Below are 22,270 nucleotides of genomic sequence, written 5' to 3'. Positions count from 1 at the left end.
GCGCTGAAAACAGCGCGACCCCAGCGCCGAAACAGCGTGACCCTGCCAGGATGGGACTCGTGCGGTTTCTCGACATAGCTGCCACCTCGGCCGCCGTCAGCTCGACCTCCGGCCGGAAAGCCAAGATCGAGCTGCTGGCTGATGCGCTGCGCCGCCTCGAGCCGGGGGAGATCACGGCCGGTGCGGCGTTCCTCGCCGGTGAGCTGCGTCAGCGGCAGACCGGCGTCGGTTATGCGAGCCTGCGTGATCTGCCACCACCCGCGGCCGAGCCCACGCTGAGCGTCGCCGCGGTCGACGCCGCGATCGCCGAGATCTCGGTGGTCGCCGGTGCCGGATCGCAGGCCCGGCGTCGTGATCTGGTCGGCGCGCTCTTCGGCGCGGCCACCGCCGACGAGCAGCGGCTGCTCGTCGGGCTGTTCGGCGGCGAGTTGCGGCAGGGCGCGCAGGCCGGGCTGCTGGCCGACGCGATCGCCGCGGCCGCGGAGGTTCCCAAGACCGCGGTGCGCCGGGCTCTGCTGCTCTGCGGCGACCTCAAACAGGTCGCGTCCGCGGCGCTGACCGGGGGAGCGGCCGCCCTCGCCGAGATCCATCTGCGGGTCGGCACCCCGCTGAGCCCGATGCTGGCGAGCAGCGCGCCCGACGTCGGCGCCGCCCTGCTCGCCACCGGCACGCCGGTCGTCGTGGACACCAAGCTCGACGGCATCCGCATCCAGGTGCACCGATCCGGCGATGACGTGGCGGTCTTCTCGCGCAGCCTCGACGACATCACCGCCCGGCTGCCCGACGTGGTCGAGGCCGTCCGGGCGCTGCCAGTGCGTGAGGCGGTGCTCGACGGCGAGGCGATGGCGCTCGGCCCGGACGGCAGGCCCCGGCCGTTCCAGGAGACGGTGACGCGTGGGGTGACCCTGATGCCGTACTTCTTCGACCTTCTGCACCTGGACGGGACGGACCTGCTCGACGAGCCGGGCCGGGTCCGCTGGGCGGCACTCGCCGACGCGCTTCCGGGTGAGCTGCTCGTCGGCCGGTCCACGGCCGAGACCGAGGAGCAGGCCGCGGCCGTCTTCGCCGCCGCGCTCGCCGCCGGCCAGGAGGGCGTGGTGGTCAAATCACCCGAGGCTGCCTACGACGTCGGCCGCCGCGGCGCCGCCTGGGTCAAGGTGAAACCCCGGCACACCCTTGACCTGGTGGTTCTTGCCGTTGAGTGGGGGCATGGGCGCCGCCGTGGCTGGCTGTCCAACCTGCATCTCGGTGCGCGTGACCCGCAGACCGGCGAGTTCGTGATGCTCGGCAAGACCTTCAAGGGGCTGACCGACGAGCTGCTGCGCTGGCAGACCGAGCGGTTCAAGGAGCTGGCCGTCTCCGACGACGGCTGGGTCGTGCGGGTCCGGCCGGAGCAGGTGGTCGAGATCGCGTTCGACGGCGTGCAGACCTCGCCGCGGTACCCGGGCGGGGTCGCGCTGCGGTTCGCGCGGGTGCTGCGTTACCGCGACGACAAACCGGCGTCGGAGGCCGACACGATCGATGCCGTCAGAGGGCTGCGAGACTCCGGACATAGTTGACCTGCTGGTTGATCACGGCGGCGTCGGACTCCTGGTGGATCTTGACGCGAGCGACGTACTGCCGGGTGCCGCTCATCACCGTGACGTGGACGGTGCCCTGCGGGACCGTCTCCTTGTAAAGCAGGAGCAGCAGGCTCAGACCGGCAGTCAGGCAGATGCCGATGAAAGCGAAGAGTTTCGCCCACGTCGGGGTGCGCCGCTGCCCGTACCAATGATCGGTGACCTGCCAATGCGACCCGGCCAGCGGGAAATCGCCGACAGGCGTGCGCACCAGCGAGGACGTGACCTCGATCTCAGCGATCTGGACGATCACCGGGCCCGCTGCCGTCGGTGACACCGCACTCGGCGGCGGGGAATCCGTGCCCCAGGGGTCTCCCGGCGGGAAGGTCATGCCGCGAGATTAATCCCCGGCGCCGGGCGCCGCGAGATCCCGTTCCTTCTCTTTCCGTTTCAGATCAGCCGCTTCGACCCGGTCCAGCGGGCGTTGCCCGCTTGCGCCCTTCTTGGGTACGCGCGGAGCCTGGTTGTCCCGAGGCTGGTTGTCCGGAGTATTGAGACCGTGCGCCTCCCGGCGGGCCTGCCACCCGTAAAGGAACAGGGCCATCACGGCGAACAGCCACCACTGGACCGCGTAACCGCCGTTCTGCCACGAGTCCTCGTGCGAGATCGGAACCTGCACGAAGGCCGGATCGGCGGCCGGGGTCTGCTCGTTCAGCAGGACGTAGGCGCCGTAGACCGGGAACGGCAGCTCCTGCGCGAGACGCGGGACACTCAGCCGGCGGGTGTCCAACCGGCCGTCCCGGCGCTCCACCGCGGCAGGTCGGCTTTCCGACAGGTGAATCTGGCCGACGACTGTCACCCGTCCACTGGGCGCGGCCGGGACCTCGGGCGCGGCGAGCGCGCCGGTGTCCCCGGCGGGCACCCAGCCCCGGTCGACGAGGACCGCCGTGCCGTCGTCCAGCACCAGCGGGGTGACGATCTCGAAGCCCACCTCGCTGCCGACCGTCCGGCCGCGGGCCTGGATCTCGTAACTGGCGTCGTATCGACCGGTGAGGGTCACCTTTGTCCAGGCCAGAGACTTGCCCGGGGCGGCGCCCGGAGTGCCGGCGGCCGTCGGCGCGGTGAGGATCGACGTGAACGGAACGGCTTGCACCGAGCTCGCGGAATCGATCCGTTCATTGATGTCGGTGCGCTCGTGGTACCGCCGCAGCTGCCAGTTGCCGAGCATCACCATGACCACCGCAGCGACGACGGTCAGCGCGAAAGCAGCAAGCCAGCGAGGTGTCAGCAGGAACCGGTACACCCCCAGAGGCTACCTGGCGCGACAGTAACGCCCGCCGCAGCCAGGTAGTCTGCGACATCCGGCAGTCGTTATCACGCGGCTGCCGATAGCGGAATCCTCGGGGGAGATATTGATCACCCAGCCTCGTCTGGTCGTGAGCGCGCCGTCGTCGGGCCACGGCAAGACAGCCATCGCTGTCGGGCTGCTCGCCGCCATCGCGGCGCGTGGCATCCCGACGGCTGGCTTCAAGGTCGGACCGGATCACACCGATGCGGCGTACCTCGGTCTGGCAGCCGGCCGCCCCGGCCGCAACCTTGACCCACGCCTGGTCGGTGCCCAGCGTGTCGCGCCGCTTTTCGCGCATGGCGCGGCCGGCACCCAGCTCGCCGTCGTCGAGGGTGCCATGGGCCTCTTCGACAGCCTCACCGGTCAGCCCGAGGTGGACGGCACCGCGGCCGTCGCGGCAGCGCTGCGCGCCCCCGTCGTGCTCGTGGTGGATGTCGCCGCGATGGGCCACTCGCTCGCCGCGCTGGTCCACGGGTTCCGCATGTTCGACGAGATGGTCCACCTCAACGGGGTGATTCTGAACAGGGTGGCCTCCGCCCGCCACGAGCAGATGCTGCGCAGCGCCATGGACGACATCGGCATGCCGGTGCTCGGCGCGCTGCACCGCGGCGAGCTGCCCAACGTTCTGCCGGCCCGGGCGCACGGCCTGGTGCCGGTCGCGCACCGCACCGTCGAGGCCGGCCGGGCGGTCCGCCGTCTCGGCGAAGCCGTCGCCACCATGCTCGACATCGAGCGGCTGATGGCCCTCGCCGCGTCCGCACCGCCGCTCCCCGGCCCGATCTGGACGCCGTCCGAGGCGGCCGGCGAGGCCGGCGACCAGCGCCCGATCATCGCCCTGGCCGGTGGACAGGGCGCGCCTTATACGTACGTGGAGACCGCCGAACTGCTCGCCGCCGCCGGCGCCGACGTCGCGGTGGTCGACCCGCTGCGCGACGAGGCGCTCCCGCCGGGTACGCGTGCCCTGGTGGTGGGCGCGGGCCTGCCCGAGGGGTACGCCGAGGAGCTCTCCGCCAACCACCGGCTCAGCGCGGTCGTCGCCCAGTTCGCCCGCGAGGGCTGGCCGGTCGTGGCCGAGGGCATCGCGTTCCCGTGGCTCACCCGCGAGCTGGACGGGCGGCAGATGTGCGGTGTGCTGGACGCCGCGGCGACCACCGCCGAGCAGACCGTCGCCGGTTACCGCGAGGCGACCGCGCCGAGCACCTCCGTGCTCGCTCCGGCCGGCGCGCGCATCACCGGTTACAAGCAGCACCGCGCGATCGTCACCCCGCGCGCGGGCTCGACGCCGGCCTGGACCTGGTCCGGCGGCAACCCCGAGGGCTTCGTGTGGCGTCAGGTGCACGCCTCGCAGCTGGGCCTGCACTGGGCCGCGGCGCCGGAGATCGCCAAGCGCCTGGTGGCGGCGGCCCTGGCGGGCCCGGGGCAGTCGCCCGGCTCGTCCGGTTCGCCGAGTTCCGGGCACGGTGCGCCGGGTTCCGGGCACGGTGCGCCGGGTTCCGGGCACGGTGCGCCGGGTTCCGGGCACGGTGCGCCGGGTTCCGGGCACGGTGCGCCGGGTTCCGGGCAGGGGATGTCCGGGCCTGGCATGCAGCAGCCCGCGATGCAGCCGCAGCCTCCGGTCATGGTGCCGCAGCCTCCGGTGATGCAGCCGCCTGCGATGACGCCGGCCGGGATGGCGGGCGCCGGCATGGCAGGCGCCGGCATGGCGACGGCCAATCTCGGGCCGCAGGGCCAGCGGGACCATCGTGACCAGCAGTTCGCGGGCGGACCCGGGAATGGGCAGGGAAGCGGGCCTGGGAACGGGCCGACCGGTCCGGTGCCGATGCCGGCGAGTTCGGTGCCCATGCAGGCGGGTTCCCCGGCGATGCGTCAGCAGGGCCCTGGACCGGTAACTCAGCACAGCCCGGGACCGATCATGCACGGCGCCCCGATGCCGCCGAACGGCATGTCTCCGAACGGCATGCCGCCCAATGGAATGCCGCCGGGCGGGATTCCGATGATGCCGCCGATGCCGAGCCCTGGTTCCGGTCCGGGAATGCCCGGGCCGGGAATGCCGGGCCCGGAGATTCCGCTGATGCCCGGCCCTCGATCCGGTCCGGGGATGCAGGCTCCGGGGATGCCGGGATCCGGAGCGGGTCTCGGGATGCAGTCCGGCCCCGGGATGCAGTCCGGCCCCGGTCCGGGGATGCCGCCGCCCAACCAGGGCCCGGCCAAACCGCCGAACCAGGGCCAGTCCGCCAACCCGGAGAACCGGCCGACCGCGGACATCCCGATTCACTCCTGAGTGGCCGGTGACCAGCCACGAAAGCCGGAAACAACCCTGCGTGCGAAAGCAGATGGCAGCACCCGGAAGTTGTCGTACCCCCCTCGTACGGTGAGGCATACGACAACCGAAGGAGGGCATCGTGGCCGATCGTGTGCCGCTGGACTTCGATCCGCCGGTTCGTCAGATCAGGGCTCTGCTGCTCGGCGTCGACGAGAGAGACCTGACCACGCCGACTCCCTGCCCGGGCTGGCCGGTCGCCGCGTTGCTGGACCATCTGATGGGCCTGGCCTACGCGTTCACCCAGGGCGCCCGCAAGCGCTCCGACATCGGCGCCGGCGGCCCTCCGCCTGAGCCGTCGGCCGAGCACCTGTCCCGCCACTGGCGCAGCCGCCTCCCGGTGGTCCTCGAGGAGCTGGCCATGGCGTGGAAAGATCCGTCAGCCTGGACCGGCACGGCCACCGTGGGCGGGGTGACCCTCCCGGCCACTGACATGGGCATCTTCGCGATGAACGAGTTGATCATGCACGGCTGGGACCTGGCCCGGGCGACCGACCAGGATTACGCGGCCGACCCGCGCACCCTGGAAATGCTGATCGAGTTCCTCTCCCAGAGCCCGGCCGAGGGCACTCCGGGCCTGTTCGGTCCGGCACTGCCGACCGGCCCCGGCGACGACCCGCTGCGCCAGGCCCTGGGCCTGGCCGGCCGCGACCCCACCTGGCACCCACCCCGCCGCAGGTGAGGTCGCATCCGGCCGGCTTTACCAGGTCAGTTTTTCGGTGGGTGGGGTGAATTTCTTCTTGGGTTCGCCCTTGAGGGCGTCCCGCAGGGTTTGCGCGACGGTGAATTTCGAAATCGTTCCCCGGCTGGTGCCCACCACGTGCTCCGGGTTGTCCGGGTCGGCGACGAAGGCCGAGGCCGCCAGCTGAGGGGTGTAACCGCTGAACCACGCCGTCTTGTTGCCGTCCGTCGTGCCGCTCTTGCCGGCTACCGGGCGGCCCAGCGTGGCGTGCACCATCTCGGATGTTCCCCAGCCGCCGCAGCTGCCGCGCGCCGAGCCGTAACCCGTCACGCACCTGGCGGCGTCGGTGGCGGCGCGGGCCACGTTGACGCTGAGCTCCCGGTGGCAGCGCGGCGCGGCGACCAGTTTGCCGGCGTGGACGGCGTGCGAGCCGTCCGGGTTGCGGATCGACATCACTGGCAGCGGCTCGCAGTACTTGCCTTCGGCGGCGAGGGTGGCGAAGACGTTCGCCATCTCCACCGGGGTGGCGTCGCTGACGCCGAGGGTGAAGGCGCCCCAGCCGTTCGCGTGGTCCGGGGTGGCGAGCTGCTTGTCCACCTCGGTACGCCACCGCAGGCCGAGTCGTTCCGCCATCTTGACCGCCTTCGCCGCGCCGACCCGCTGTTCGAGCTGCACGAAGTACGTGTTGACGGACTTGCCGAAGCCGCTCCACATGTTCTGCCGGCCGGTCATCGACTTGCTGGAGTTCTTCGGGCACCAGTGTGTGCCGCAGGTGGCCGGCCCGGGCGCGGTGATGTACTGCGAGTAGAAGCGCTCCGGCGAGTAGTACGACGTCGACAGCGGCATCCCGGCTTCCAGCGCCGCCAGCACCGTGAAGATCTTGAAGGTGGACCCGGCCTGGTAACCGGCCATGTTGCCGCCGCCGAGCAGTGGGTTCACGGTGTTCGGGTAATTGCCCTTGGTGCCGCTCTCGGTACGCCAGTCGCTGTGCCGCCCGTTGCCCTTCTGGTCGAGCGAGTACCGCCGGTTCACCGCCATGCTGAGCACTCGTCCGGTGCCGGGCTGGATGACGACCTGCCCGTGCGCGAACGGGCTGCCGCGCTTCTCCTTCTTCAGGACGTGCTCCATGGCGTACCCCTGGATCTTGGGGTCGATGGTGGTGACCACCCGGTATCCGCCGCGGCGCAGATTCTCCTCGCGCTCCTGGGTGTTGCGGCCGAAGGCCGGCTGCTCACGCCACCAGCTCTTGAAGTAGTCGCAGAAGAAGCCCCAGTCGTTGTGCTTGCGCGCGATCGACACGCAGTCGTTCGGCGGTGCCGTCAGCTTCAGTTTGATCTTCGCCCGCTTGGCGGAGACGGCCTGTTCGCTGGTGATCGAGCCCATCTTGAGCATCTGGTCGATGACGTAGTTCCGGCGCTGCTTGGCCGCCCGCTGGTCCTTGGTCGCCGGGTCGTACGCCGAAGGCGCCTTGACCAGCCCGGCGAGCAGCGCGGCCTCGGTGAGGGTGAGGTTCTTCGGCGGTTTCGAGAAGAACACCTGGGAGGCCGCGAAGATCCCGTACGCGCGATGGCCGAAGTACGCGGCGTTCAGATATCGCTCCAGGATCTGCCCTTTGCCGAGGCGCTGTTCGACCTCGATGGCGAGCCGCATCTCCCGCAGTTTCCGGGCGGCGGTCTGCTCGGTGGCTTCGAGGGCTTCCTTCGGCGTCCGCGCGCTGTCCCGCAGGGCCATCCGGACGTACTGCATGGTCAGCGTGGACGCGCCCTGGGAGACGCCGCCGGCCTTCTGGTTGGCGACGAACGCGCGGGCCACGCCTTTCGCGTCGACACCGTTGTGCTCGTAGAAGCGGGAGTCCTCGGAGGCGACGATCGCCTTCGTGATGTACGGCGACATCTGCTTCAGTGCGGTCTGCTTGCGATGCTCCTCGTAGAACATGGTGAGCAGGGTTTTGCCGTCGTTGGCGTACACGTACGTGGTCTGCGCGGACGGTACCTCGGTGAGCTCTTCCGGCATGGCCTGTAACGCGTCGGTGCCGGCCTTGACCCCCATCCCGGCAAGTGCTGCCAGGGGATAGGAGAGGCCGGAGATGACCAGGCCTGAGATCAGCCCGGCTCGGATCAGGAGGGCGACTCTTCCGGCTACGGTGAGGCGTCGGCTCGTCACCCCTTGACGGTAGGACAAAAGGGTTCATGTTCCCCCGGAACGGCAGAAGTCAGGCGTGAAAAGGCCGGGGAATGAGGCGGCGGACCCACATCCGGCATGCTGGGGCCATGACCTTCGATCTTGATCATCACGGCGACGCCGAAGTGGGCGCGGGCCTGATCGATCTTGCGGTCAACGTGCGGCGCCAGCCCATGCCCGCCTGGCTGGCGGAGCCGATCGCGGCGTCACTGGGCGCGCTGGCCGCGTACCCGGATGCCCGGCCCGCGACCGAGGCGGTCGCCGCGCGGCACCGCCGCGATCCGGCGGAGGTCCTGCTCACCGCCGGCGCCGCCCAGGCGTTCGTGCTGCTCGCGCAGGCGCTGCGCGGCGCGCGCCGACCGGTCGTGGTGCATCCGCAGTTCACCGAGCCGGAGGCCGCGCTGATCAACGCCGGCCACCGGGTCGACCGGGTGCTGCTGCGGGCCGAGGACGGGTTCCGGCTTGACCCGGCGCTGGTGCCGGAGGACTCCGACCTGGTCTTCGTCGGTAACCCCACCAACCCGACGTCGGTGCTGCACCCGGCTGCCGACGTGGCGAAACTGGCCCGTCCGGGGCGGGTCCTGGTGGTCGACGAGGCGTTCGCCGACACGACCCATAGCCCGGGAAACAAAAAAGAGCCGGAATCGCTCGCCGAACGAAATGATCTGCCCGGCCTCGTGGTCCTGCGCAGCTTGACCAAGACGTGGGGCCTGGCCGGCCTGCGGATCGGTTATCTGCTCGGGCCGGCGGATCTGCTGCCAAAACTAGCGAGAGCCCAACCTCTCTGGGCGGTCTCCACCCCGGCGCTGGCAGCGGCCACCGCCTGCGCCTCGCCGGTTGCGGTCGCTGCCGAACGGGAGATCGCCGCGGAGATGGCGAGGGAACGTGCCCACCTGGTGGACAGGCTGCGGCACGTGCCGAGCGTCACGGTTGCCGGGAACCCGGCGAGCGCGTTCGTCGCGATCAGCCTTCCCGGTGCCGACCAGATCCGCCGTGACCTGCGCGAACGTGGTTATGCCGTGCGCCGGGGCGACACCTTCCCGGGGCTGGGCACCGACTGGCTGCGGATTGCGGTGCGCGACACTGCCATCACTGACGGATTCGTGCAGACTCTGACCGACCTGATCGAGGAGCGATCGTGACGCTGGAGACCACCCTGGCAGCCATCCGGCCCGCCGACGAGCAGGCCATGAACGCCGCCCGGGAGCTGCAGGCCCGGCTGACCAAACCGGCCGGCTCGCTGGGCGCCCTGGAAGAGCTGTCGGTACGCCTGGCCGGCCTGGCCGGAGTGTGCCCGCCGCCGCTGCCGGCGCCGGCCACGGTCGCGGTCTTCGCCGGCGACCACGGGGTGCACGCCCAGGGCGTGACGCCGTGGCCGCAGGAGGTCACCGCGCAGATGGTGGCGAACTTCGTGGCCGGCGGCGCCGTGGTGAACGCGTTCGCCCGGCAGGCCGGCGCGGACGTCATGGTGATCGACGTGGGTGTCGGGATCCCGCTGCACGGCGGCTCGAACCTGCTGGACGTGAACGTGCGCCGCGGCACCCGGGACATGACCGCCGAGCCCGCGCTGACCCGCGAAGAAGCACAGGCAGCCGTCGAGATCGGCATCGCGGTCGCCGCCCAGCTCGTCGACTCGGGTGCGAAGTGCCTGCTCACCGGCGACATGGGCATCGCCAACACGACCCCGGCGGCGGCGCTGATCGCGGTCTTCACCGGATCCGAGCCGGCCACCGTGACCGGCCGGGGCACCGGTATCGACGACGCCACGCTGGCGCACAAGACCGACGTGATCGGCACGGCCCTCGCTCGGCACACGCCCGACCTCGCCGACCCGCTCGGCGTACTGGCCGCGGTCGGCGGTCTGGAGCACGCGGCGCTGGCCGGTTTCATCCTGGGCGCGGCCGTGCACCGGGTGCCGGTGATCGTGGACGGCGTGATCGCCGCCTCGGCCGCACTCGCGGCGGCGGCGTTCGCCCCCGACTCGGTGGCCGCGATGGTCGCCGGGCACCGGTCGGCCGAGCCGGGCGCGACCGTGGCGCTCGCCCACCTCGGCCTGGAACCGCTGCTCGACCTGGGCATGCGCCTCGGCGAGGGCAGCGGCGCGGTGCTGGCCCTGCCGGTCGTGTCGGCCGCGGTGCGCGTACTGCACGAGGTGGCGACATTCGACAGCGCGGGAGTATCCGAGAAATGAGCCTTTACCCACTGGCCCTGCGGCTGGCCGGCCGCCGCGTCCTGGTGGTCGGCGGCGGCATGGTCGCCACCCGCCGGGTGCCGGCGCTGATCGCGGCGGGCGCCCAGGTCGAGATCGTGACGCCCGAGCTCACCCCCGCGTTGCGCTCGCACGTCGACGCCGGGCGTGCGGTCTGGACGCCGCGGCGCTTCACGCCGGGCGATGTCGAAGGCGCGTGGCTGGTCCACGTCGCGATCGACGACCCCATCGCTGCCGCCGAGGTGAGTGAGGCGGCGGAGGCTCACCACATCTTTTGCGTACGCGCGGACGACCGCGACGCCGCGACCGCGTGGACTCCGGCTGTCACCCGCCACGGGCAGGTGACGGTGGCGGTGACCGACGGTGGTGACCGCCGCCGGGCCATGGCGGTCCGTGACCTGGTCGCGCACGCGCTGGAGGCGACACCGCCGGCCGCGCCCGAGCTCAAGGGCGTCGCCCTGGTCGGCGGCGGCCCCGGCGACCCCGAGCTGATCACCGTGAAAGGCCGGCGCCTGCTCGCCGCGGCCGACGTGGTGGTCGCCGACCGCCTGGTCCCGGGTGTGCTCCTGGGTGAGCTGCGCCCCGAGGTCGAGCTGATCGACGCCGCGAAGATTCCGTACGGGCCGTCGGCGGCTCAGGAGGAGATCAACCGGATTCTGGTGGATCGGGCGCAACAGGGGAAGTTCGTGGTGCGGCTCAAGGGCGGCGACAACTTCGTCTTCGGCCGTGGTGGCGAGGAGGCGCTCGCGTGCGCGGCGGCCGGCGTGCCGGTTGTCGTCGTGCCGGGCGTGACCAGCTCGATCGCGGCGCCCGCGCTGGCCGGGATCCCGGTCACCCACCGGGGAGTGGCGCACGAGTTCACCGTGGTCTCCGGGCACATCCCGCCGGAGCACCCGGACTCGCTGGTGGACTGGCCGGCTCTGGCGCGGCTGCGCGGCACGCTCGTGGTGCTGATGGGCCTGAAGAACCTGCCGAAGATCAGCGAGCGGCTGATCGCCGAGGGGCGGTCGCCGGAGACGCCGGTCGCCGTGGTGCAGGAGGGTTCGACGGCTCACCAGCGGTCACTGCGCAGCACCCTCGGGGCGGTCACCGCGGACACGGCTGAGGCCGGGATCCGGCCGCCGGCTGTCGTCGTGATCGGCGATGTGGTCGCCGTGTCCGACGTCTTCACGCCGGCCGCGGGCTGACGGGGCGTTCTTTTACGCGTACCCAAGCACGGCGCCGGGCCAGAAACGGCCCGGCGCCGAGCAACGGGTTTTACGCCTCTTCGGTGTCCGGGGTCTCGTCGACGCCCAGCTCATCGAGGAAGGTGTGCGCCCAGCGGGCCACATCGTGAGTGCGCAGGTGGCGCTGCATGACGCGCATCCGGCGCTTGAGTTCCGGCTGCTCCGCGCCGACCGCGCGCAGCAGGGCGTCCTTCACGCCGTCCGGGTCGTGCGGGTTGCAGAGGAACGCCTGGCGCAGCTCGGTCGCCGCACCGGCGAACTCACTGAGCACCAGCGCGCCGCCGGTGTCACCCCGGCAGGCGATGTATTCCTTGGCGACCAGGTTCATGCCGTCGCGCAGCGGGGTCACCATCATGACGTCGGCCGCCACGTAAAGCGCGGCCAGCTCGTTTTTCGGCATCGACTGGTGCAGGTAGTGCACGGCCGGCACACCCACCCGGCCGAACTCGCCGTTGATCCGGCCGACCTCGCGCTCGACTTTCACCCGCAGCGTCTGGTAGTGCTCGACCCGCTCCCGGCTCGGCGTGGCGACCTGCACCATCACCGCGTCACCGACGTTGAGCTTGCCGTCCGCGAGCAGCTCGCGGAACGCCTTGAGGCGCAGCTCGATGCCCTTGGTGTAATCCAGCCGGTCGACGCCGAGGATCACGGTTTCCGGGTCGCCCAGCTCGGCGCGGATCTGCTTGGCCCGCGCCTGGACGGCCGGATCGGCAGCGAGCCGTTCCATGTCTTTGGTGTCGATGCTGATCGGGAACGCGCCGGCCTTGACGCTGCGCCCGTCCACCTTGATCGACTGGCCCTCGTAACGCAGCCCGAGCAGGTGGCGGGCGAGGCGTACGAAGTTCTGCGCGGCGAGACGCTGCTGGAAACCGACAAGGTCGGCGCCGAGCAGGCCGCGCAGGATCTCCGCGCGGAACGGCATCTGCATGAACAGCTCGATCGGCGGGAACGGGATGTGCAGGAAGAACCCGATCCGCAGGTCCGGCCGCAGCTCCCGGAGCAGGGACGGCACCAGCTGGAGCTGGTAGTCCTGCACCCAGACGGTCGCACCCTCGGCGGCCACCTCGGCGGCGGCCTCCGCGAATCGCTGGTTGACGATCCGGTACGTCTCACGCCAGCGACGCTTGTAGACCGGAGTTTCCACCGCATCGTGGTACAGCGGCCAGATCGTGGCGTTCGACTGGCCCTCGTAGTAGCGCTCCAGCTCCTCGGCGCTGAGCGGGACCGGATGGATGTTGATGCCTTCGAGCTCGAACGGCTCAGGCGCTTCGCCCTCTCCGCCGGCCCACCCGATCCACGTTCCGCGGTGCTCGGTCAGCACCGGGTGCAGGGCTGTGACCAGCCCACCCGGGCTTGGCCGCCACTGCTTCTCACCTTCCGGTGTGGTGATCTCGTCAACGGGTAGACGGTTGGCGACGACGACGAAGGAACTTCGTTCGGCCACGCTGAGTACACCTCCGAGTGGTTTCTGTTCCCAAGGCGAGCCTACTGTGCGTAGGCTCCCGCGGTTCAACGCCTGGCGATGGACCGGCTGGAACAGGGGTGCCATCCTGAGCCGGTGACCCCCCTCGATGATCATTCCCAGCAGCGGCGTCCGTTGTTCTTCCCTGTGGTCATTGCCACGGTGCTGCTGACGATCATTGGGATGATCGGTGGATATCTTCTCGGCGAGGAACGAAACCGGGAGCCCCGCGCCGAGGTCACGCCGGAGCCGGTGACGCTGGTCGACGGCCCGCTCTGCCCGGAGCAGACCCAGCGAGCCGGTGCGATCCAGGGGGCGTCCGGCGAGCTCGTCGAGGTGCTGCGGGTGCGTACCGTCCGCAAGACCGTGATCTGGATCTGCCAGGACCGGACGGGCCAGCTCTTCTATCACGCCAACAAGGGCGGCACCGACGCCGATTGGATCGAGAACAAGACCGCTCTCTTCCTCGGCGGGGTGTGGCAGGACAGCAACGGGTCGTACGTGGCCACCGCCGTCGACGGCAATGTCTTCTCGGTCGACGAGACCGGGCTGACGATCGCGTACGCGGACGGCACGAGCGAGGAGCAGAAGGCGGTCAGGGAGTAAACCTGACGGGGTCGTCGTTCGGAGTCGTGGGGGTACCTGGAAAGATTGCCCTTTGATTCGGCACCGATCATTCACGATCTTGGAGGTAGGGCACAACGTGGCCCAATACATCTACGTCCTGGAAAAGGCGCGCAAGGCGCACGGCGACAAGGTCGTGCTCGACAACGTGACGCTGAGCTTCCTGCCAGGCGCCAAGATCGGTGTCGTCGGCCCGAACGGCGCCGGTAAGTCCAGCCTGCTGAAGATCATGGCGGGTCTCGACATCCCCAGCAACGGCGAGGCCCGGCTGATGCCCGGCTACACCGTCGGCATGCTGGCGCAGGAACCGCCGCTGAACGAGGAGAAGACCGTCCTCGGCAACATCGAGGAAGCGGTCGCGGGCACCAAGGCCAAGCTGGAGCGGTTCAACGCGATCGCCGAGCAGATGGCCACCGACTACACCGATGAGCTCATGGAGGAGATGGGCAAGCTCCAGGAGGAGCTCGACCACGAAGACGCGTGGGACATCGACTCCAAGCTGGAACTGGCAATGGACGCGCTGCGCTGCCCCGCGCCGGACGCCGACGTCACCCAGCTCTCCGGTGGTGAGCGCCGCCGCGTCGCGCTCTGCAAGCTGCTGCTTGAGGCGCCCGACCTGCTGCTGCTCGACGAGCCCACCAACCACCTGGACGCCGAGAGCGTGTCCTGGCTGGAGCAGCACCTGGCCAAGTACGCCGGCACCGTCCTGGCGATCACTCACGACCGGTACTTCCTGGACAACGTGGCCGGCTGGATCCTCGAGCTGGACCGTGGCCGGGCGATCGGTTACGAGGGCAACTACTCCACGTACCTGGAGAAGAAGGCCCAGCGTCTCTCGGTCGAGGGCCGCAAGGACGCCAAGATGAAGAAGCGTCTCTCCGAGGAACTCGAGTGGGTGCGGTCGAACGCGAAGGCGCGTCAGACCAAGAGCAAGTCCCGCCTCGAGCGGTACGAGGAGATGGCCACCGAGGCGGAGAAGACCCGGAAACTGGACTTCGAGGAGATCCAGATCCCGCCGGGCCCGCGTCTGGGCAGCACGGTCATCGAGTCGAAGGACCTGGTCAAGGGCTTCGACGGCCGTACTCTGATCAACCACCTGTCGTTCTCGCTGCCGCGTAACGGCATCGTCGGCATCATCGGCCCGAACGGCGTCGGCAAGACCACCCTCTTCAAGACCATCGTCGGTCTGGAGGAGCCGGACTCCGGTTCGGTGCGAGTCGGCGAGACGGTCAAGCTGTCGTACGTCGACCAGAACCGTGGCGGCCTCGACGGCTCCAAGACGGTGTGGGAGGTCGTCTCCGACGGTCTCGACCACATGATGGTCGGCAAGGTCGAGATGCCCTCGCGGGCGTACGTCGCGGCCTTCGGCTTCAAGGGCCCGGACCAGCAGAAGCCGACGAAGGTGCTCTCCGGCGGTGAGCGCAACCGTCTCAACCTCGCGCTGACGCTGAAGATCGGCGGCAACGTGATCCTGCTCGACGAGCCGACGAACGACCTGGACGTCGAGACGCTCTCCAGCCTGGAGAACGCGCTGCTGGAGTTCCCCGGCTGCGCCGTGGTCATCTCCCACGACCGGATGTTCCTCGACCGGGTCACCACCCACATGCTCGCGTGGGAGGGCACCGACGAGGAGCCGGACAAGTGGTTCTGGTTCGAGGGCAACTTCGATGCGTACGAGAAGAACAAGGTCGACCGGCTGGGTGCCGACGCCGCCAGGCCGCACCGGGTGACGTACCGCAAGCTCACCCGTGACTGATCGTTTTGTATATGACGTGCCCGTGCGCTGGTCCGACATGGACGCGTACGGGCACGTCAACAACGCTCGCTTCCTCACCCTTTACGAGGAGGCCCGGGTCGCGATGTTCTTCGTCGGTGCCCGTGCGCACGGCCTGGGCTCGTTCGAGGAGGGCATCGTGATCGCCCGGCACGAGATCGACTACCTGCGGCCGGTGGACTTCGGCGACCCGGTACGCGTCGAGATGTGGATCTCGGGCCTGAAGGCAGCGTCGTTCACGGTGGACTACGAGCTCTTCGACGACGGCCAGCTGGCCAGCCGGGCGCGGTCGGTCTGCGTGCCCTACAACCTGGCCGAGGGGCATCCGCGGAGGCTCTCGGCCGCGGAGAAGGACTTCCTGACGCCCTATTGGATCCGGTCATGAGTGAGCACGGCCTGCTCGGGATCCCCGATGCAGGCGCGTTCCTGGCGAGGCTCACCCGCCTGGATCCGGCCGCTCCGGTCCGACTCCGGTCGTCCGGTGGGCGTACCGCCCTCTGGGCACATCTTCCCTGGGACGTGCTGGTCACCCGTGAGGTGGCCGGTGCCGGGCCGGGTGACGCCACGGTCTCGGCGACCGCGCTGCTCGCCGTTCTCGCCGGAGGCGGAGACACCCTGCCGGAACGACGCGACGTGCTCTGGCGGTGGGCGTTGCCGCCGGCCGCCTCGCAGGCCGTGGAATCGGTGTCCGGCGCCGAACTGGACCGGCTGGCGAGCGCCGCCGCCGGGACACTGCGTGAGATCTCCACCGGTGGCATGTCCGGCCGGGCGGTCGGGCAGCGGGCGGTCCGGGACGCGTTGCTCGATCACGTCGCCCTCGTCGTCACTCCGGACGACGGCGCACCCGTTCAGGTCTCGCAGCGACTCGTTCAGGCCGTCGCGCGGATGGGATTCCTCGGCCCTCGCCCGGCCGCCGGGCTCGGCGACGGTCCCGACGCGCGCGTGCGGGTGGCGGGAAGCTGGGTGGGAATTTCCGCACCATATGGAGTGGCGTGGCGACAGAGTGTTCACAAATTGACCGTTACTCCGATGTCAAGTCACCCGAAAGGGTGACACGGCATCGTTCTTACGGGCCCGCCCTCCGGTTGGGGGGATGACCTTCAGGAACTGTACGGGTACCGTCGGCCCTCGGGTCCACTGCAACGTCCGGCGGTGGATCTGTTGGGGAGTGAGGTGCACACGATGCCGTGGTGGTCATGGCGTCCGGGATCGGCGTCGTCGAACGAGCCTGATTCCGGTGGCGAAGTGGCGGTGCAGAGCGCGGTCCGTGTCGGAGTTCCGGCCCAGCGCGAGCCCTCCCGGTCAGCGGTCCCGGCCGAGCTGTCGACGACCGGGTCCTCCGATCTGGTCGCCCCGGTGTCGCTCGCGCGCATCGGCAAGGCGCTCGACATGCTCGACATAAGGTTCCTCGCTGACGGTGGCGGCAGTCTGCTGGCCATGTGGGAGCGGCACGCCGTGCTGTTCACGCTGGAGGGCCCCGACGACGAGATCCTGGTGATGCGGGCCCGCCCGCACGCGACGGTCCCGCCGGACTGGGCCGACCGGGCATACCGGGTGGTCAACGAGTGGAACCACACGAGGCGCTTCTGTAAGGCGTACGTCGGCGACCCCACCGAGCGGGGTCAGCTGCCGATATACGCGGAGTTGCAGGTGCCGCTCGCGGCCGGGGCGCACGACACCCTGCTCGTGGAGATGCTGGACTGCGGCGCAGCCGTCGCCACGTCGTTCGTGGACTGGCTGCACGACGAAGGCGCCCTGCTCTAGCTGGCGGCAAGGCAATCGCCGCGGAGCCGGCTAGCTCAGCGGGAACATGCCGAGGCGGCCGTGGTACTCGCGGCCCAGCTGGTCGGTGTCGGAGCCTACGAAAAGGCCCTGTGCGGTCGCCAGGAACGCGCGGACGCCAACGCCCCGGGAACGGGTCGGGTTCCACGGCAGTGCCTTGCCCGTGTTCGTACTGACCGCGCCGATGCCCGGCCTCGACACCGCGCCCGGCCCCGGACCGTTGCTGTCGGTGCCGTACGGGTTGTCGAAGTACCGCTGGTGCCCGCCCAGGTAAACGGCCGCGCCGGTGACCGCCACGGCGTACAGCGAGTCGCCGCCGGTGCGCTGCACCCAGGTCGGATTGCGCCGGCCGCCGCTGGTCTCGAACCGGGCCGCCGAGTCGCAGAGCTTCTGCGCCGACGACGCCCGGCCGGTCGCCGCGACCACGGCGTACGACGCGTCCGGTGAGAACTTGACCTGCCGCAGGTACGTGTCGAAGCCCTGCATGCACGGCGGCTCGTACGCGGTGGTGTACCAGCTGGACAGCATCGCCGAGGGGCCGCCGACGTCGAAGAGCGCGATCTGTGTCCGGTCGTACCCGCCGGACTTCAGGAACGCCCCCACGGCGATCAGCTTGCGTCCGTCGGGGGAGACGTCGAAGTGCTCGACGCGTACCCGCTTCAGCCCCGGACCGGACAGCCGGGCGTCGAAGCCCTGGTCGACGGCGCCGGTCGTGGCGTTCATCCGGGCCAGGGCGACCCGGTTCACCCCGTTGATGGCCGTGAACGTGCCGCCGGCGTAGAGGTGTCCGCCACGGGTCGCGAGGGCGCGTACGTCACCCCAGTTGAGCTTGGCGTTGAACGGGGCGACCCGGCCGCTGTCCCGCAGCGAGACCCGGGCCAGGCCGCGCTGGTTCGCGCCGTTGACGGACTTGAACCCGCCACCTAGGTACACCGTGTAGTCGTCGCCGGCGGCCAGCGAGTAGATCGCGCCGTCCACCTGCGGCGCGAACGTACGGATCTCCCCGTCGTAGAGGCCGAAGGCGAAGATGTTCTTGCGTGCCACGGTGACCCGGCGTTTCGCGTCGGCCACCCGGGTGAAGGCGCCGCCGACCACTACGGTGTCGCCGACCAGGGCCAGCGCCCACACCGTGCCGTCCAGGACGTGAGGTGTCCAGTCGACCGGGTTGGTCGACACCACGGCCGGGTGGGCACGGTCGGCCGAGGCCGGAATGGCCGCGGCCATCACGGGCACGGCGACCGCCACGGCAGCGGCGGCAGCGAGCAGACGACGGCGCATGGGGATGCTCCTGGGATCGGTCGCAGGTGGTCAACCGATCAACGAGTCACCCGCTGAGGCGACACTCTCAGGAAACGGGATCCATGGTGTTCACCATGAAGTACGCCGCCTTCTCCATGTAGTCCCAGAGCGTGGTCCGCTGCTCCTCGGGCAGGCCGAGCGAGTCCACCGCGGCACGCATGTGGAGAAGCCAGGCGTCCCGGGCGGCCGCGTCGACCTGGTACGGCGCGTGGCGCATCCGCAGGCGGGGGTGCCCGCGGGAGGCCGAGTAGGTGTTCGGCCCGCCCCAGTACTGCATCAGGAAGAGCGTCAGCCGGTCGGCGGCCGGCCCGAGGTCCTCCTCGGGGTACATCGGGCGCAGCAGCGGGTCCTCGGTGACGCCCTCGTAGAACTTGTCCACGAGGCGCCGGAACGTGGGCTCGCCACCGACGGCGGCATAGAAACTGGCGGGTTCGCTCACCGCTCCATCCTGCCAGCAGGTCAGGCTTGCTCGCTTGTGACGCTCGTCGTGGGTTGCCGGGCTGACGGCACCGAGGCGCTCGCCCGCTCGGCGGCCTCGGCGAACGCCACCGGGCGCGGCCAGAAGATCGCGACCAGCAGCATGGCGAGGGTGCCGCCGATGCTCCACAGGCCCACCACCGTGGGCAGCCAGAAACGGTCGGCCAGCATGCCGGTGAGCATCACCGCGCCGAACTGGGACAGCTGGATCCCGCTGTTGACCACGCCGAACGCCCGGGCCCGGAACCCGTGCGGCAGGGCCAGCACGAACGTCGCGTTCAGCGTCGGCAGCAGCGAGCCGTGCAGCAGCCCGGCGAGCAGGACCAGCAGCGCCACGATCGGGGCCGGCGGGCCGGTGATGGTCGGCACCAGCAGCAGCGGGGCGATCACGGCGAGCAGCGGGATGAGGCGTACCCGCCGGGCCGCGGGCACGAATCGGTTGAACAGGATGCCGCCGATGACGAAGCCGAGCGGTCCGGCCGCCATGATCATGCCCTGGTCGAGGCCGTGTGAGTCCGGGCCGGACGTTCCCTCGGCGGCCCACGCGGCGGCCAGGCCCTCGGGGACGATGGCGAAGATGGTCACCGTGTAGACCACGATCGTGATCGACCGCAGCACCTGATCGCCGAAGACCAGGCGGAAGCCCTCGAATGTCTCCTGGAGCAGGTGGGTTCGCTCGGCGCCGGCCGACTCGGCCGGCCGGCGCCGGATGCCGAACGCCACGATCGCCGCGGACAGCGCGAAGGTGAGCACGTCGAGCCCGAGCGCGATCCGGGGAGTGAGCGCCACCGAGAGGGTCGCGCCGGCCAGGTATCCGATCACCTGCGCGGCCTGCCCGCTGGTCTGGGTGCTGGCCACGGCCAGCGCGAGACGGTCCCGCCCGACCACCAGCGGCAGCATCGCCGAGCGCGCCGACCGGGACGGCGGCGCGCCCAGCCCGGAGAGGAAGAGCAGCACGAACATGACCGGCACCGGCAGGCCCGGCAGCAGGAGCAGGCTGATCAGCACCATCCGGCACAGATCCGAGGTGATCATCACCCGGCGGTGCGGGTATCGCTCGGCGAGCGCCGACAGCAGCGGCCCGAAGAGCCACGGGAGGTAGCTGATCGCGAACGAGGTCGCGGAGAGCAGTACCGATTGGCTCTGCTGGTAGACGAGAGCGGTGACCGCGGCCCGGGAGAGGTAGTCGCCGATCTGGTCGACCACACCCGATGAGAACAGCGCCCGGAACTCGGGCAACCCGAAGACCTCGCGGAAAGTCACCGGTTGCTCGCTTTGCGTGACCGCGTCGGCCGTGTTGCTTGGCCGTGCGGGTTGTTCTGACACCGAGCCCTCCAGCGCTGTCGACGATCACCGAGGGCTGCCCGGGCGCGAACAAGCTGTCTGATGCGGACAGCTTTAGCGGATTCTGCCCGATCGTCCTAGTCCACGCTAGGGCAGTTAGGGCAAAAATCGGCCAAACGGGCTAGGGCGCACCTACCGCACGATGGAGTATGTGCTGGTCAGGAAGTGCTGCCCGGCCGCTGCTCGGAAATCGAAGATGAGGAATTTTCGGACCCGGTCATCCAGGTCGGCGGGATCGCGTTGCGCGGTCCCAGCCGGGAGGCGGCGATCCGCTCCGAGAGACCGGAAGCGTCCAGCGCCTCGGTCAGTGCCCGGCGAAGTCTGCCCTGGATGACCGGCTGGGCGTCGGCCGTCGTCTTGGCGATGGTCCGGATCACCGCGCCGTCCACGGTCAGCTGCTCGACGCCGACCACGTCCGGCGGCTCCAGGAACTCGGTCTGGTGCTCGGGTTCCGCGGCGACGGCCTCGGCGGCGCGGCGCAGCACGACGACCGCCTCCTCGGCGTTCACGAAGCCGATCGGGAGGTCGATCACGACCATGCCCCAGCCCTGGCTCTTGTTGCCGACCCGGACGATCTCGCCGTTACGGATGTACCAGAGCACGCCTCGGCCGTCGCGAATCGTGGTGATCCGCAGGCCGACGCTCTCCACCACGCCGGTCGCCTCGCCGACGTCGACCGTGTCGCCCACGCCGTACTGGTCCTCCAGCAGCATGAAGAGGCCCGCTATCAAGTCCTTGACCAGGCTCTGCGCGCCGAAGCCGATGGCGACACCGACGATGCCGGCGCTGGCCAGCAGAGGTGCCAGGTTGAAGCCGAGCTCGCCCAGCAACAACAGGCCGGCCATCGTGAAGACCACAGCGCTGACGAAGTTGCGCAGTACCGACCCGATCGCCTCGGCGCGCTGGCGCCGCCGCTCCGGGATGAACTGGCCCTCCTCGGCGGTGGCCGTCACCTTCTCCCTGAGCGGCTTCAGCAGCGCCGGCATCGCGGCGCGTGAGGTGCTCTGGGTCAGCCGGTCGATGGCCCGGTGCAGCAGCCACCGGACGAGCAACGCGATCAGGATGATCCCGATGAGCCGGAGCGGCTTGATGATCACCACGTAGCTGCTGTTGGCGAGCCACTGGTTGCCGGTCCAGTCCAGCAACCGGCTGCACAGCACATCGCTGCCGCACGCGTCGGTGATGTTCACTTCCGGAACGGTGAAGCCGGAACCTGACGGAGTAGGAGTCGGAGCTAGTTGAACCACGGGGAGTCAAGGTACCGGGTACGGCTGTGCGAAGACCTCAGACGTTTACCGCGTGGCCACAGATTGTGCTGGCAATTAGGTCATCCATCAGGGACTATTGGCGCACGGGCCTCGTTATCGAGGGCCAAATCACACACGCATGGGCTATGGGAGCGGTTACTAGCAACTGACACCGGAGGGTGACTCGCGATGCCTGACATACGACCCAGAGTTGGCTCCTCCGCGTTAGTGCTGAACGCTACCTACGAGCCGCTGTGCGTCGTATCGGTGCGTCGAGCGACCATCCTCCTGCTGACCGCCAAGGCCGAGGCCGTCTCCGACGGCGACGGCATTCTGCACAGTGCGCACCACACCCTCACGATCCCGTCGGTGGTCCGCCTCACGAGGTACGTGAAGGTGCCGTACCGGACGCATGTCGGGCTTTCCCGCCGGGCCATCTTCGCCCGCGACGGTGGCCGTTGCGCGTACTGCCGGGGGTCCGCCGAGACCATCGACCATGTCTTCCCGCGCAGCCGAGGTGGCCTGCACGCTTGGGAGAACGTGGTGGCAGCCTGCGCCAAGTGCAACCACAGCAAGGGTGACAAGACGCCGGCCGAGCTCGGGTGGCGGCTGCACTCCCTGCCCGCGGCCCCGCGTGGTGTCGCCTGGCGGGTGCTCGGGCACCGTACCCCTGATCCTCGATGGATGGACTGGCTGGACATGCCGTCCGCACCTGTCGAGGCCGAGGCGGCATAGC

The 22,270-nt window shown here is 70.0% G+C and carries 20 protein-coding genes; 12 read left to right on the top strand and 8 right to left on the bottom strand.

The window, feature by feature from the left end:
- The first annotated feature begins 50 nt into the window (after positions 1–50).
- Positions 51–1,559: an ATP-dependent DNA ligase gene (locus tag B0I29_RS07195; RefSeq protein WP_181557726.1), complete on the top strand. Its 1,509-nt coding sequence runs from the start codon at positions 51–53 to the stop codon at positions 1,557–1,559.
- Here the strand turns inward: B0I29_RS07195 and B0I29_RS07190 are convergent.
- Both B0I29_RS07190 and B0I29_RS07185 read right to left on the bottom strand, forming a co-directional pair.
- Positions 1,528–1,950, bottom strand: a complete 423-nt coding sequence (locus B0I29_RS07190) for a hypothetical protein (protein WP_181557725.1) — start codon at positions 1,948–1,950, stop codon at positions 1,528–1,530. The genes B0I29_RS07195 and B0I29_RS07190 overlap by 32 nt on opposite strands.
- Before the next feature lie 9 nt (positions 1,951–1,959).
- A complete protein-coding gene (locus B0I29_RS07185; RefSeq protein WP_111648109.1) occupies positions 1,960–2,862 on the bottom strand; it encodes an SURF1 family cytochrome oxidase biogenesis protein in 903 nt (300 codons plus the stop codon).
- Between the two features lie 133 nt (positions 2,863–2,995).
- Here B0I29_RS07185 and B0I29_RS07180 point away from each other — a divergent pair, with 133 nt between their 5' ends.
- Together B0I29_RS07180 and B0I29_RS07175 are read left to right on the top strand one after the other, a co-directional pair.
- A complete protein-coding gene (locus B0I29_RS07180) occupies positions 2,996–5,188 on the top strand; it encodes a cobyrinic acid a,c-diamide synthase CobB (RefSeq protein ID WP_111648108.1) in 2,193 nt (730 codons plus the stop codon).
- Between the two features lie 121 nt (positions 5,189–5,309).
- Positions 5,310–5,909, top strand: a complete 600-nt coding sequence (locus tag B0I29_RS07175; protein ID WP_111648107.1) for a TIGR03086 family metal-binding protein — start codon at positions 5,310–5,312, stop codon at positions 5,907–5,909.
- Between the two features lie 18 nt (positions 5,910–5,927).
- On the opposite strand, the gene B0I29_RS07170 is transcribed toward B0I29_RS07175, so the two are convergent.
- On the bottom strand, positions 5,928–8,072 hold the full coding sequence (locus B0I29_RS07170) for a transglycosylase domain-containing protein (RefSeq protein ID WP_111648106.1): 2,145 nt from the start codon (positions 8,070–8,072) through the stop codon (positions 5,928–5,930).
- 107 nt (positions 8,073–8,179) lie between these two features.
- Here B0I29_RS07170 and cobC point away from each other — a divergent pair, with 107 nt between their 5' ends.
- From cobC to cobA, 3 genes are read left to right on the top strand one after another with little or no spacing between them, the layout of a single operon-like run.
- Positions 8,180–9,232, top strand: a complete 1,053-nt coding sequence (gene cobC / locus B0I29_RS07165) for an Rv2231c family histidinol phosphate aminotransferase CobC (protein WP_245972318.1) — start codon at positions 8,180–8,182, stop codon at positions 9,230–9,232.
- Entirely contained in the window at positions 9,229–10,281 is a 1,053-nt protein-coding gene (gene cobT / locus B0I29_RS07160) for a nicotinate-nucleotide--dimethylbenzimidazole phosphoribosyltransferase (RefSeq protein WP_111648104.1), read from the top strand. The genes cobC and cobT overlap by 4 nt, the downstream gene beginning before the upstream one ends.
- Positions 10,278–11,486: a uroporphyrinogen-III C-methyltransferase gene (gene cobA / locus B0I29_RS07155; RefSeq protein WP_111648103.1), complete on the top strand. Its 1,209-nt coding sequence runs from the start codon at positions 10,278–10,280 to the stop codon at positions 11,484–11,486. The genes cobT and cobA overlap by 4 nt, the downstream gene beginning before the upstream one ends.
- A 70-nt stretch (positions 11,487–11,556) precedes the next feature.
- On the opposite strand, the gene B0I29_RS07150 is transcribed toward cobA, so the two are convergent.
- Entirely contained in the window at positions 11,557–12,969 is a 1,413-nt protein-coding gene (locus B0I29_RS07150; protein ID WP_111648102.1) for an alpha,alpha-trehalose-phosphate synthase (UDP-forming), read from the bottom strand.
- Between the two features lie 114 nt (positions 12,970–13,083).
- Between B0I29_RS07150 and B0I29_RS07145 the strand changes: the two genes are divergently transcribed.
- From B0I29_RS07145 to B0I29_RS07125, 5 genes are all read left to right on the top strand, one after another.
- A complete protein-coding gene (locus tag B0I29_RS07145; RefSeq protein ID WP_245972316.1) occupies positions 13,084–13,593 on the top strand; it encodes a hypothetical protein in 510 nt (169 codons plus the stop codon).
- 97 nt (positions 13,594–13,690) lie between these two features.
- Positions 13,691–15,367 carry an energy-dependent translational throttle protein EttA gene (ettA, locus tag B0I29_RS07140; protein ID WP_111648100.1) on the top strand — a complete coding sequence of 559 codons (1,677 nt, stop codon included), beginning with the start codon at positions 13,691–13,693 and terminating at the stop codon, positions 15,365–15,367.
- On the top strand, positions 15,360–15,770 hold the full coding sequence (locus B0I29_RS07135) for an acyl-CoA thioesterase (protein ID WP_111648099.1): 411 nt from the start codon (positions 15,360–15,362) through the stop codon (positions 15,768–15,770). Before ettA ends, B0I29_RS07135 begins: the two co-directional genes overlap by 8 nt.
- Entirely contained in the window at positions 15,767–16,438 is a 672-nt protein-coding gene (locus B0I29_RS07130; protein ID WP_111648098.1) for a DUF8185 domain-containing protein, read from the top strand. The genes B0I29_RS07135 and B0I29_RS07130 overlap by 4 nt, the downstream gene beginning before the upstream one ends.
- Positions 16,439–16,567: 129 nt before the next feature.
- Positions 16,568–17,149 (top strand): type III secretion system chaperone family protein, encoded by a 582-nt coding sequence (locus tag B0I29_RS07125; RefSeq protein ID WP_111648647.1) that lies wholly within the window; start codon positions 16,568–16,570, stop codon positions 17,147–17,149.
- Between the two features lie 30 nt (positions 17,150–17,179).
- Here the strand turns inward: B0I29_RS07125 and B0I29_RS07120 are convergent, their stop codons facing one another.
- The 4 genes from B0I29_RS07120 to B0I29_RS07105 all read right to left on the bottom strand — a co-directional run bounded on the left by B0I29_RS07120 (position 17,180) and on the right by B0I29_RS07105 (position 21,477).
- Positions 17,180–18,445: a delta-60 repeat domain-containing protein gene (locus tag B0I29_RS07120; RefSeq protein ID WP_111648097.1), complete on the bottom strand. Its 1,266-nt coding sequence runs from the start codon at positions 18,443–18,445 to the stop codon at positions 17,180–17,182.
- A gap of 67 nt (positions 18,446–18,512) precedes the next feature.
- Positions 18,513–18,905: a globin gene (locus B0I29_RS07115; RefSeq protein ID WP_111648096.1), complete on the bottom strand. Its 393-nt coding sequence runs from the start codon at positions 18,903–18,905 to the stop codon at positions 18,513–18,515.
- Between the two features lie 20 nt (positions 18,906–18,925).
- Positions 18,926–20,206 (bottom strand): MFS transporter, encoded by a 1,281-nt coding sequence (locus B0I29_RS07110; protein WP_111648095.1) that lies wholly within the window; start codon positions 20,204–20,206, stop codon positions 18,926–18,928.
- A 239-nt stretch (positions 20,207–20,445) separates the two neighbouring features.
- Complete coding sequence (locus B0I29_RS07105; protein WP_375790650.1) at positions 20,446–21,477, bottom strand: mechanosensitive ion channel family protein; 1,032 nt, start codon at positions 21,475–21,477, stop codon at positions 20,446–20,448.
- 246 nt (positions 21,478–21,723) lie between these two features.
- Between B0I29_RS07105 and B0I29_RS07100 the strand changes: the two genes are divergently transcribed.
- On the top strand, positions 21,724–22,269 hold the full coding sequence (locus tag B0I29_RS07100) for an HNH endonuclease (RefSeq protein WP_111648093.1): 546 nt from the start codon (positions 21,724–21,726) through the stop codon (positions 22,267–22,269).
- The last annotated feature ends 1 nt before the right edge of the window (position 22,270 follow it).

The sequence above is a fragment of the Actinoplanes lutulentus genome (assembly GCF_003259845.1).
Lineage (GTDB): Bacteria > Actinomycetota > Actinomycetes > Mycobacteriales > Micromonosporaceae > Actinoplanes > Actinoplanes lutulentus.
Note: the sequence above shows the minus strand (reverse complement) of the source record. Positions and strands in the feature narration are given on the sequence as shown.

Bases quoted from the DNA above. Each gene is read 5' to 3' on its own strand.
- B0I29_RS07190 (WP_181557725.1), bottom strand. From the start codon at position 1,950: ATGACCTTCCCGCCGGGAGACCCCTGGGGCACGGATTCCCCGCCGCCG.
- B0I29_RS07120 (WP_111648097.1), bottom strand. From the start codon at position 18,445: ATGCGCCGTCGTCTGCTCGCTGCCGCCGCTGCCGTGGCGGTCGCCGTG.
- B0I29_RS07125 (WP_111648647.1), top strand. From the start codon at position 16,568: ATGCCGTGGTGGTCATGGCGTCCGGGATCGGCGTCGTCGAACGAGCCT.
- B0I29_RS07130 (WP_111648098.1), top strand. From the start codon at position 15,767: ATGAGTGAGCACGGCCTGCTCGGGATCCCCGATGCAGGCGCGTTCCTG.
- cobA (WP_111648103.1), top strand. From the start codon at position 10,278: ATGAGCCTTTACCCACTGGCCCTGCGGCTGGCCGGCCGCCGCGTCCTG.
- B0I29_RS07100 (WP_111648093.1), top strand. From the start codon at position 21,724: ATGCCTGACATACGACCCAGAGTTGGCTCCTCCGCGTTAGTGCTGAAC.
- cobC (WP_245972318.1), top strand. From the start codon at position 8,180: ATGACCTTCGATCTTGATCATCACGGCGACGCCGAAGTGGGCGCGGGC.
- B0I29_RS07195 (WP_181557726.1), top strand. From the start codon at position 51: ATGGGACTCGTGCGGTTTCTCGACATAGCTGCCACCTCGGCCGCCGTC.